The organism is Okeania sp. SIO2F4 (assembly GCF_010672385.1).
Classification (GTDB): Bacteria; Cyanobacteriota; Cyanobacteriia; order Cyanobacteriales; family Microcoleaceae; genus Trichodesmium.
The window spans coordinates 1-8,727 of sequence record NZ_JAAHGT010000373.1; the positions used below are offsets into that span (position 1 = coordinate 1).

5 protein-coding genes and 1 pseudogene are annotated in these 8,727 nt (G+C 35.4%); 2 read left to right on the forward strand and 4 right to left on the reverse strand.

What is annotated here, in order from left to right:
• Nucleotides 1–819: 819 nt before the first annotated feature.
• The gene (locus F6K22_RS21835; RefSeq protein ID WP_293102610.1) at nucleotides 820–1,038 is read right to left on the reverse strand and encodes a hypothetical protein; all 219 of its coding nucleotides are present in this window, start codon (nucleotides 1,036–1,038) and stop codon (nucleotides 820–822) included.
• Between the two features lie 687 nt (nucleotides 1,039–1,725).
• Entirely contained in the window at nucleotides 1,726–3,150 is a 1,425-nt protein-coding gene (locus F6K22_RS21840) for an alanine/glycine:cation symporter family protein (RefSeq protein ID WP_293102612.1), read from the reverse strand.
• 2,364 nt (nucleotides 3,151–5,514) lie between these two features.
• On the opposite strand from F6K22_RS21840, the gene F6K22_RS21845 reads away from it, so the two are divergent.
• Together F6K22_RS21845 and F6K22_RS21850 are read left to right on the forward strand one after the other, a co-directional pair.
• The gene (locus F6K22_RS21845) at nucleotides 5,515–6,669 is read left to right on the forward strand and encodes an RNA polymerase sigma factor, RpoD/SigA family (RefSeq protein WP_375340186.1); all 1,155 of its coding nucleotides are present in this window, start codon (nucleotides 5,515–5,517) and stop codon (nucleotides 6,667–6,669) included.
• 29 nt (nucleotides 6,670–6,698) lie between these two features.
• The gene (locus F6K22_RS21850; RefSeq protein WP_293102615.1) at nucleotides 6,699–7,220 is read left to right on the forward strand and encodes a GNAT family N-acetyltransferase; all 522 of its coding nucleotides are present in this window, start codon (nucleotides 6,699–6,701) and stop codon (nucleotides 7,218–7,220) included.
• A 421-nt stretch (nucleotides 7,221–7,641) separates the two neighbouring features.
• On the opposite strand, the pseudogene F6K22_RS21860 reads toward F6K22_RS21850, so the two are convergent.
• Nucleotides 7,642–7,963, reverse strand: a pseudogene (locus F6K22_RS21860) (RNA-guided endonuclease InsQ/TnpB family protein); the annotation flags it as partial.
• Nucleotides 7,964–8,509: 546 nt separating this feature from the next.
• Nucleotides 8,510–8,727: hypothetical protein (locus F6K22_RS21870; protein ID WP_293102618.1), on the reverse strand; the 218-nt coding region annotated here is incomplete at its 5' end.

The window sequence follows — 8,727 nt, forward strand, 5'->3', positions numbered from 1 at the left end:
GGTTTTCAGCTCAAATTAACTATTATAAAAATTATCATAACCAATGCGCGGATTGCTATATAGTTAAAATAACTTGCTCTGGCTACTTAACTTAAATACCAAATATACAATTAATTTTGCTTGAATACTTAATAAGGGAGGCTTGAAACTTTATTTATTTGGTTAGTAAATATTAGAGATATTTTTAAATTTGTACTATCCAAATGGCAATTACGGGACTTAATTATTCATGATTCATTGTGAGATATAATTCTCTGAAAATATTGACGATATAAGTTACTGCTAGGTTTAACTTTTCCTTCTTGACGCTGCACTCATCCTAAGCGATACAAATTATGGGCTTCCATTTCTTCAATTTATATCCAGTCATCCCGATTAACTATATTCTTATAAGTAAGAGTTAATTCGTTTATTCGTCGCAATTGTTATAACAATCTTTGTAATTTCAGTTATCAGTTAGCCTCCTGGGTCGGAACTGCGCAATTCAGTTAGCCTCCTATGGTCGGAACTGCGCAATTGATTACCTTGTGGCTGTTGCATCGGGATTGACATAAGGAATATTTTCTTTAACAGTGCAAAAAACAATCAAGATTGTTTAAATCTTCTTGTGCTGCTTATAAAAAAAATAATCGTACTATTCGACTATTAATTTATCGATCTGCTCGGTCTAAAATTATTTTCATTAAAGAAGTTTTATCCATCAAATTAGGAGCTTTAATTTGAATCAAACTATGAGGTTTGAGAATTTATTTGTCACAACGTTATTCAAGATAAATATTATTATTTATCTTCAGAAAACGGTTTATATAATAGATAGAATCAATTGTTAATGGATCGCCGTTGCCGATTATCTGGAGGCGGTATTGAAGTAGCCGGAATAGTATTATTTGGTTGAGTATAATCTCCGCGTTCCAGTACAATATTAAAAGCAGAGAAAAAACAGTCTAGACTCTGCTTATCCACAGGTACTTGATAACCTAAAATTTTAATGACTGTATTAGATATCTCCAGAAAATAAACTTGCCCTTTATTTAGCATAAGCTAGAGTTGTAAAAGTTCGTCACACTCATCATTTTCCGTACCTTTTTCCTAAAAATATCTTACCTGTTCCCTATTTCCTGTTTCCTACTATGTGCAAAAAGTCTATATCTTTTTCACGCCTATGTCTATTGAGATAAAGGTTTGTCAGTTGACTAAGTATAAGTGTAGCGATCGCTATAGTTTTGTCGAGAGTCATCTTTAAGATGACTTAAACTAAAAGCCTAGGGATTTCAATCCTTGGTGATTCATGATTGTCTGACGTTTTGCAGCTTTTTCATCAACCTAGAAATTTATACGAAATACAAAAAATTGTGCTGCTTACCAATCTCCCCATCAATCTTTGGTAGCAAACATTAACGTATTTCATATTATTTCTAGAATCACAGCAGAAGCGATTTAAAGATGACTAATTTATTATGGCTAATTAATGACACTTAATATTGGAAATAGACCATTATCCAAAACAACGAGATACTATGGGTATAAATATAAGTATTAATACTTTAGCGACCTGTTCTGATCGAACAAAATTTGCCAACGTCAAAGCCTACAAACAAGCAAAAAAACGATTAGCTCGTCATCAACATTGGGAAGAGAGAAGAAATACAGAAATAATAGGGAGAAGCAACTTTTTTATACTGATGCTACCAGATTTGACATTAAATCTAAATCCTATCGAAAGGATTAATTTGCTGAAATCATTTCTCCCGTTTGTAAACGTTTCATATAATTTTCTAGGTCTGTGGCGACTTTACCACAGAGGAAATAAGTACCGAGCAAACTAGGAAAAGCAAGAGTTATTTTCAGGGCGTCAGCAAATTGAATTACTGCTTCTGGATTAGTAACTGTACCCACAAAGACACCTACTAAGAACAAGACTTTATATATAATCACACTCCGATCTCCAAATAAATATTGCCAGCAAACTTGACCATAGTAACTACTAGAAATCATGGTAGACAAGGCAAACAAAAATATACAAACTGTCAAAACAGCAGGAAACCAACTAATAACAGAAGTAAAAGCAGCTAAAGTCAATTCCGAACCACCAAGATTTGCAAATTCTGGATTATTATAAACCCCAGTAATAATAACTACTAAAGCAGTCATATTACAGATGACTATAGTATCAATAAATGGTTCTAGTAATGCTACAATACCTTCCCGAATAGGTTCATCCGTCTTCGCTGTAGCATGAGCGATCGCTGCCAAACCCAACCCCGCTTCATTAGAAAAAGCAGCACGTCGGAACCCCTGGACTAGCGCCCCAACGAAACCACCTGCCATAGCTTGGGGAACAAAAGCACCATGAATAATGCTGATTAGAGCATTAGGAATAGCCGTCAAGTTAGCCAAAATCACCCACAGAGCAGCGAAAAAGTATACGCCACACATTGCAGGTACGATAGCAGCAGCCACTCCAGCAATACGTTGGATACCTCCAATAATCACTAATCCTACTATTAATACTAGAACCAGTCCATAGATCCAGGTTCTTTCGGCAACAAATGGTAGGACATTAGCAACAACTACTTGAGACTGGTTAGACTGAAATATACTCGAACTACCCAGTACCGCCAAAATATTGAAAAATGCGAACATTCCTGCTAAAACTTGACCTAATTTTTTTTGCCCTAAATCAGCTAAACCTATTGACAGGTAATACATCGGTCCTCCAGCAACCGTACCATCTGGGTTAAAAATGCGATATTTTTGAGCTAAGGTACACTCAATAAACTTGGTACTCATCCCTAAGAAACCTGCGATCGTCATCCAAAAAGCTGCACCTGGTCCCCCTAAACTAATAGCAATAGCAACTCCGGCAATATTTCCTAGCCCTACGGTTCCAGATAGGGCAGTAGCGACAGCTTGAAAATGGGAAACTTCACCTTCGTCATTGGGGTCGTCATATTTACCCAAAATAATATCTATAGCGTGTTTAAAGGCTCGAAGATTAATAAACTGCATTCGGACAGTAAAAAAGAGACCACCACTAATTAGCCAAAGTACAATAAGTGGTATGCCTCGATCGCCTCCTATACTATAAAAAATGATAGCATCTATATTTTTTAATAAATCAGAAAAATTAGCAGAAATCCAATCTAACATTTAGTTTAGTCGTTCCTATTTTAAAGTCAAGTATCAGTTTATTTTAGCACTTAAAGATTGTTTTTTAGGTGAATCTTAAAGACTTTTTTCAAGCTGATGTGTCTCACACTAATGGGCATGATTAATCTCAAATCATATAAAATATACCAATTTTAAGGGAATTCACTTCTAGACTTTTAAGGAATAGTCAAATGAGTAAATATGATTTCTGATTGGCATAGCCATTATGAATAGATACTTTAAAAGCAAAATTTATTACCTGGTCATAAAATCAGTTAATTTAAAAGGGAAATTACTTGATAAACTTGGGAAAAAGTTGATTTTTTTTTATAGCATTATCGTCTATTAAGTTGGTGCAAAATTTTATTGTATTTCTTCAACGTTAAAATTAATTAATCAAAACTTATGCAAAGACCTGATATATAGTGAATAGGAATTTAATTAATTGGCAGTTCCGGGAAAAAATAGCTGCGTTTTGTACTCTTATGGTAAGCATTAAGCTATTAGCAATCAGTTCTCAGTTTTTTTATGAATTAACTAAGGATTTGTTCAAGAAAACTTATATTATACCAAGCGTGAAAAAAGAATGTTACGAATATTTTAGTCAACCAAAGTAGTTTAAGTCAGATGCAAATTTACTATAATAGATTGCTTCATAGAAAAAAATGATAATAAAAACGGCTTCTACTGACTACTGACTATTGACTATTGACTACTAGAAACAGTCCAAATATTTGTAGCAAAAATTTATCACGCTTGGTATTAACTGAAGAATGTTACGAATATTTTAGTCAACTAAAGTAGTTTAAGTCAGATGCAAATTTACTATAATAGATTGTTTCATAGAAAAAAATGATAATAAAAACGGCTTCTACTGACTACTGACTATTGACTATTGACTACTAGAAACAGTCCAAATATTTGTAGCAAAAATTTATCACGCTTGGTATTAACTGAAGAGTTACTTATTTATGCTAAAAATTATCTGAAATATATCAATAGACATCTCCAGAAAAGAGGGAACAGGGAACAGGGAGAAATAATTGATAATTTATGGATAAGAATTAATTTTATTTTTGATTTTCACGCCTATGTCTAATAATAATTTCTGATTTCAAGAAAAGACGAGCGTAATTATAATAAGTGCTGAAGTTCGCAACCCGCGACCCAGGAGGCAACCTAAAGGATGACGGCTGTTTGCGCATTATTCCGCAGGAAATGCTTACCTCTTATGAGCTAGTGGCAACTCCAACTCTAGGGAATGCAAAAAGAGTATTAAGCTATTCCCAGGGTAATGATCTCAAATCTGCTGTCGCGATATCATTCCTGTTATTGTCATACCTTACAGTAGGGAAAAACAGCTTGAAAGCTCCTACAACACCAAATCTTATTCCTTAAGACTTGAATAATAAGGATGCTACCGGATTTGATATGACACAACCTTCATGTTTATGCTCTCAATATTTTTAGCTTTTGCTGGTTTCCCCCTAAAAAAAAAGTAGTGATGAATGCAGGTCATCTGCGGACAATAAAAGTAATACCAGTTTCAAAAAATAATGCTACATTAACTTTTTTTTGTAGTTGGGGAAGACCAGGATTTGGGTATATAGGAAAATTCAATAAAGAGCAAGGTTTTTCCCTATTCCCTATTTCCTATTGCCTACTCCCTTTTTTACTGTCACAACCTTTTTTGAATTTGGGATAATTTACCAACCAATATCCTGACATATTTAGGACTACAAAAAAATTCACGCCTGTGAGAATTAATTGCACAAACGATTCTCCCTTCTCTCAATCCGCTTGATGAAAAATTGATCTCAGAGGTAAAATATAGGTATTTATAATCATGTTATAATATAATTGTATTCATATCCACTTCTATTTCCAAAGTTTACTGTAATTTATACAGCATCAATAGAAGCATAAAGCGGTTAACTTTGTTACAATTTTCCAGAATTATAGTTCTTTTAATTATATTCAATAAAGAAAAAACTTTAGAAAGAAACTATATAATTTGTATTGATTAATACAGCTAATTAGGGATTAAAGCTTTGAAATAGATACTGTTATTTATATTTTAACAAATAACTAAATGTTAATTAATTATTAAGTAATTATATAGTTATGTAAATGTTCGCAGATAAATCTTCAGGGAATCAAATGTAATTCAAGATTGCGATCGTTATTAGTTATTTATTGACATAAATTGTAAAATATGGTAACATTAAGTCTTTAACCAGGTGTTTTATTGATATTAAGTTAAATTGTTAAGTAATAATTGAGGAATTCTGGTATAAAATCACACTGGCATTGTAGCTCATCAACCATTTACAGTTGACAAACTATATAATAGAAAAAAAAACTATGAAAATTCTACTTGCAGAGAATTCAGGTAAGCATCAAATCCAATTACCAGACCCCGCTAATGAATCAGAGATGGCAGATCAAATGCAACAAATGAGTTTGATGATTGCCGAATCCCTACATGAAGAAGGTCAAAATCAGGAGAATTCCAGTATGAATATATCGGCTGTAACTATCCCAGTACCAGAAAATCAACAAGATATAGATGATGCAGTGGGATCATTATTTAAGCAAATGTCTCGTTATCCTCTTCTGAGTCAAAAAGAAGAAATAGAATTAGCCAGGCAAATCCAAGAATTAGTCATATTTGAACAACTGCCAGAGAAACTAGCAAATGACTTAGGGCGACTGCCTACAAAAGGTGAAGTAGCAGCAGCTGCAGGTTTGACAGAAGTACAACTAGAGCATCGCCTACATCAGTGTCGGGCTGCCAAACGTCGAATGATTAGCTCCAACCTCCGTCTAGTAGTTTCTATTGCCAAGCGTTATCTAAATCGAGGAGTACCTTTTCTAGACTTGATTCAAGAAGGAGCATTAGGACTAAATCGTGCCACAGAAAAATTTGACCCAGAGAAGGGTTATAAATTTTCTACTTACGCCTATTGGTGGATTCGTCAAGGAATAACACGCACTATTGCTAATCAAGGGCGTACTATTCGTCTACCAGTTCATGTAGTTGAACAGATTAACAAACTTAAACGAGTTTACCGCGACCTAAGACGCAGTTTAAATCGTCTTCCTAGTGACACAGAAATTGCTCAAGAGCTAGAAATTTCTCTCCAACAACTGCGTAACCTCCAGCAAATTCGTCGGAAAACTCTCTCTCTCAATCATCGTTTGGGTACTGACGAAAATACTGAATTGTTAGACTTCTTAGAAGATAATGAAAATAGTACTCCTGAAGCTCAGATGAATGATATGATGATGCGCCAGGATATCTTAGAGGTATTAAATCATGTGTTAAGCGATCGCGAACAAGATGTTATTACTCTTCGGTATGGTCTAATCACAGGAGAACCTCATACTTTAGATGAAGTTAGTCGGATGATTAATCTTTCCCGGGAACGAGTACGACAAATTCAAGCTAAAGCAATGCGAAAGTTACGTCGTCCCCAAGTGGCTGAACGTTTAAAAGGATGGTTAAATCGTTTTTGATCAAATTTTAAGATAATAGTAGTTAAATTATGTCCCTGAATGAACTAAAGCTGCGTGCTGCGACACGAGCAGATATACCTGTGCTGTTTGAGTTAATTAAAGCCCTGGCTGAGTATGAAAAATTATCTCATGCTGTTACAGGTAATCTTGCTTCCTTAGAAGCTCATTTATTTGGTGAACCTGGTAGCGATGGGTCTAATTATCGTCCTATTGCTGAAGCTATTATTGCCGAATTAACAGGCCAACCTGTTGGTTTTTCTTTATTCTTTCATAACTATTCAACTTTTCTGACCCAACCCGGAATTTATATAGAAGATTTATTTGTGTTACCTGAGTATAGGGGGCGGGGTATAGGGAAACGACTGGTAAGTTATGTAGCAGAGTTGGCAGTATCCCGAAACTGTGGGCGTTTGGAGTGGAGTGTTTTAGATTGGAATGAACCGGCGATCGAATTTTATCAACATATTGGTGCGTCAATTTTAGATGAGTGGCGTATATGTCGTGTTACTGATAATTCTCTGAGTAGTTTAGCATCTGGACAGCAATTATAGGTGAACTGTCCCGACGCTGATGCTATCGCATACAGCACAGGTTTCCTACCCAACAGAATGCCTCACCGTAAATTTCTTTCGTCCTCTACGATATTTAAGCAAACATGACAAGTCTTGGAACTGGGAAAGAACCTGTCTACTTCTTGATAAACCTTGCCTTCATTTTATGCTTTATACTTAGGGTTTGCTTATGGAAAGTATGCATGGGTTCGGGTAGGAGACTCGAGACTGGAGACAGGAGAAATGGAAATTTGATTAGGAGGTAGTCGTAAAAATTGTAAGAGTGATTTTTCTGCCATAATCATCCCAAAATACTAGCATGCATGAGCTTTTTGGACCGAAACAGGCGCACTTTTTTAGACCAAAAAAGGCACTTACTAATATCTATCAGTGCTTTGATATTTAATCGCGACCGCCCTACTTAAGCATGAGGAGTAAACATTCCCCATCCAACTTCTCCTATTGCTTTAGCCAGACAATGGTTTTGCATCATTCCTTTGACGTTAAGATTTTCAGTTACTATGACTTGGTTTTCGTCAACTATCCTATGCGATAGCTTGTCTAAAAAATCTTTACGACAGTTAGTTATCTTAAAATGGACTCTAACAACTTTTTTTCTGGCTTTATTGCGGTTGTTAGAGCCTTTTTGCTTTCTGGATAATTGCTGTTGCTTCCGTTTTAAATTCCGTTCATGCAAGTTTTAAGAATTTTGGGTTATCGTATTTAGAGCCGTCATATGAAATCCGGTTGAATACTTAATTATATAGTTGGGGGTGGGGAGTGTGGGGAGTTTGGGGAGTATGGAGAGTTGGGATAGAATTATAAACATATATCATATAACCGGATTCTATATCATTGGTAATAGCAATGTTAGGAGTCAATCCTACATCAACACCCACCGCTTTACCTTATGTGGTTAACTCTGGTTTTTCTTTCCCATCCTCAAACAATACAGAAGCAAAATGTTGATTGCAGCAGTTTTTATAGCACTACGCATTAAGGCTCTTGACATTTCTAAACCCTGAAACCTTTTAACCGTTTACTATTCCCTCCATACCTATTCCCTATTCCCGATTCAAGTAGCGCTATAGATACAGTAACGGTTTTGATTTTACCCTCAATAGGTCTATGAATAATAGCCTTAACTTCTCCTATTTTTGGAAGTTTTAAGCTGTTTTTAAAAGCAGTAACATTTTGAGGGTATTGAATAGATTGCCTACTTTGCTTTGCTTTAAACCTGGGGTATTGAGCTAGTTTCTCAAAGAAATTGTTAAAAGCAACACCTAGATTTAAACAGACTTAAGGCCAGCTATGAGTTTTTTCACTTCATAACCTGACAAACCTTTACCGAAAAATAAAGGTTTAAAGCCTCTCACTCGCCGTGGAGAAAAAAGCGGTCGAGGGATGCCGAGGTCTCCTCGGCATATCCAATCGACCAAGACAGCGGTTGTTTGCGGAGCATTCCGAAGGATGGGATGGCGAGGTCTCCTCGCTTGCCTCCAATCAA

What these genes read in the sequence shown, in the direction of transcription:
- F6K22_RS21835 (WP_293102610.1), bottom strand. Translation starts at nt 1,038, where the DNA reads ATGCTAAATAAAGGGCAAGTTTATTTTCTGGAGATATCTAATACAGTC.
- F6K22_RS21840 (WP_293102612.1), bottom strand. Translation starts at nt 3,150, where the DNA reads ATGTTAGATTGGATTTCTGCTAATTTTTCTGATTTATTAAAAAATATA.
- F6K22_RS21845 (WP_375340186.1), top strand. Translation starts at nt 5,515, where the DNA reads ATGAAAATTCTACTTGCAGAGAATTCAGGTAAGCATCAAATCCAATTA.
- F6K22_RS21850 (WP_293102615.1), top strand. Translation starts at nt 6,699, where the DNA reads ATGTCCCTGAATGAACTAAAGCTGCGTGCTGCGACACGAGCAGATATA.